The organism is Ectothiorhodospira sp. PHS-1 (assembly GCF_000225005.1).
Classification (GTDB): domain Bacteria; phylum Pseudomonadota; class Gammaproteobacteria; order Ectothiorhodospirales; family Ectothiorhodospiraceae; genus Ectothiorhodospira.
In genome coordinates this window covers 1-2,332 of the sequence record NZ_AGBG01000067.1, presented here as the reverse complement: position 1 = coordinate 2,332, position 2,332 = coordinate 1, and the positions used below count along the sequence as shown (strand labels likewise).

At 56.6% G+C, this 2,332-nt stretch carries 5 protein-coding genes; 4 read left to right on the top strand and 1 reads right to left on the bottom strand.

What is annotated here, in order from left to right:
* Positions 1 to 424 precede the first annotated feature (424 nt).
* Entirely contained in the window at positions 425 to 658 is a 234-nt protein-coding gene (locus tag ECTPHS_RS13590; protein WP_008933339.1) for a DUF2281 domain-containing protein, read from the bottom strand.
* A gap of 91 nt (positions 659 to 749) precedes the next feature.
* On the opposite strand from ECTPHS_RS13590, the gene ECTPHS_RS13585 reads away from it, so the two are divergent.
* From ECTPHS_RS13585 to ECTPHS_RS13570, 4 genes are all read left to right on the top strand, one after another.
* On the top strand, positions 750 to 1,007 hold the full coding sequence (locus tag ECTPHS_RS13585) for a type II toxin-antitoxin system Phd/YefM family antitoxin (RefSeq protein WP_008933338.1): 258 nt from the start codon (positions 750 to 752) through the stop codon (positions 1,005 to 1,007).
* Entirely contained in the window at positions 997 to 1,275 is a 279-nt protein-coding gene (locus tag ECTPHS_RS13580) for a Txe/YoeB family addiction module toxin (RefSeq protein WP_008933337.1), read from the top strand. Before ECTPHS_RS13585 ends, ECTPHS_RS13580 begins: the two co-directional genes overlap by 11 nt.
* 70 nt (positions 1,276 to 1,345) lie before the next feature.
* On the top strand, positions 1,346 to 1,969 hold the full coding sequence (locus ECTPHS_RS13575) for an IS607 family transposase (protein ID WP_040406163.1): 624 nt from the start codon (positions 1,346 to 1,348) through the stop codon (positions 1,967 to 1,969).
* On the top strand, positions 1,966 to 2,332 hold a 367-nt coding region (locus tag ECTPHS_RS13570; protein WP_008933335.1), incomplete at its 3' end, for a helix-turn-helix domain-containing protein. The genes ECTPHS_RS13575 and ECTPHS_RS13570, both read left to right, overlap by 4 nt.

Here is a 2,332-nt window from a genome sequence, read left to right as displayed (position 1 = left end):
TTCTTTGTAGCAAAAAGTGTGTAACTGGGTGAGTGAGTGGGTCAAGCCACTGTCACACGTTGATTTTTGCGGCTTCTCGTGTTTTACACAGCATGTAAATAGGTATGTAAAAGCCCGTCATTGTGAAGGTGACCACCCAGCCGTACATGCGTACATTGTGACGCTCCGTGAATCTGGTGGCTTTTGGGATTGCATGATTTACACGATTTACTCTACCAACCCATGTCCACAGAATCTCACCAGGGTGTATGCCGCCATTCAAAATCGGCAGAATTACACACTTTTACCTGCTATATGTAACTAAAGCCGGGGGCTTCTCGCGCATCATGGTGATCGAGCCGACGCAACAACAGCACAGGTCGCTTCTTGCTGTGGGTGAGATCGGTGTAGGGAAACGGCATCAAGGCAATCTGCCCGGCACGCCTCATTGCCAGCGCTCCTTGAGATCATCCTCGGAGTAGAGGTCAGGCTCGTCCTCCAGTCCACGCATGGCTTGCTCAACGCTCAGGGAGCAGAACTGCGCCTCCGACCAATCGGCCTGCTGGTCGTGTTCCGCTTCACCGTAGCGCTCTTCCAGGAAAGACACGAAATCCATAACCTCCTGCTGGCGAAAGGCCGGCAGGCGACGTACCTTGGCAATCAGCTCATCAAGCTGCATGAAACCTTACCTCAATGTACCTGCGTTGCAAGCACGCACACAATGCCTTAGACTTGTACAGCAAATAGCACAACTCAAAGAGGCCATCGTCATGCGTGTGGTGAATTTCTCTGAGGCGCGAAACAGCCTCAAAAACGTGATCGACCAGGTCATCGACGATGCTGACTACACGGTCATTGCGCGCCGGGATGCGCCCGATGCGGTGGTGATGTCTCTGGACACCTTCAACGGCCTGATGGAGACCGTCCATCTGCTGAAGTCGCCTGCCAATGCGGCGCACCTGGCCCGCTCCATTGAGCAGTACCGCCAGGGACAGGTGAAGCAGCAGGGCTTGGTCGATGCCGATTGAAGACAAACTGCTCAAACTCACCTGGACCCTGGCCGCTTGGGAGGACTACGAATATTGGCAAGGCCAAGACCGCAAGACCCTCAAGCGCATCAACGCCCTGATCAAGGACTGCCTGCGCCATCCCTTCGAGGGCATCGGCAAACCCGAGCCCTTGAAAGAAAACCTCTCAGGCTTCTGGTCGCGCCGCATCGACGACACCCACCGGCTGGTTTACTGCGTGGATGCTCAGGCATTGGTCGTGATTGCCTGCCGTTATCACTACCATTGAGCCTCCCCACGGCCGGGGGGCTTGAGCAGTTCACTTGAAATCTATCCATAAATTATCGATACTTTCCAACATGAAAAGATTGGTAAGCATCGGTGAGGCCGCCAAGGCGCTGGGCGTGTCCATTACGACACTGCGTCGCTGGGAGGCATCGGGTCGATTGGTGCCTGAGCACACAGCGGGCGGCCATCGCCGTTACGATCTGGCGAAACTCCGGCCCGAGATGTTCCGGGCCGAGGAAGACACAGGGCGGCGCACCGTGGCCTATGCTCGCGTATCCAGCCATGATCAGAAGGAGGATCTGGAGCGGCAGAAACAGGTGCTGGAACTTTACTGCGCTCAGCAGGGATGGACGTTCGAGTTGATTTCCGACCTTGGTTCAGGGATGAACTATCACAAGAAAGGTTTGAAGCGACTGCTTGACGCCATCATCGATGGGGAAGTCGGGCGACTGGTGATCACCCATAAGGATCGGCTTTTGCGCTTCGGGGCCGAGTTGGTCTTTGCCATCTGCGAAGCCCGGGAGGTCGAGGTGGTGATTCTCAACCAGGGTGAAGATGCGACCTTTGAAGAGGACCTGGCGAAGGATGTGCTGGAGATCATCACCGTGTTCAGCGCCCGACTCTACGGCAGCCGCTCGCGCAAGAACCAGAAGCTGCTGGACGGCGTGAAGAAGGCCGTGGAGGACGCGACATGATCCGTGCCCACAAGATTGCGCTTGCGCCCAACAACAGGCAGGCGACCTATTTTGCCCGCGCGGCAGGCACGGCCCGTTTCGCCTACAACTGGGCGTTGGCCGAATGGCAGTGCCAGTACGCGGCGTGGAAGCAGGACAACAGCCTGCCCAAGCCCTCTCAGGCGGGGCTTCGTCGCCAGTTGAACGCCATCAAGCGCGAGCAGTTTCCATGGATGCTGGAGGTCACCAAAACGGCACCGCAGATGGCGATCATCCAATTGGGTGAAGCCTTCAAGCACTTCTTTGCCGGTCGGGCCAGGTATCCGAAGTTCCGCAAAAAAGGCGTTCATGACCGATTCACACTCACCAACGACCAGTTCCGCA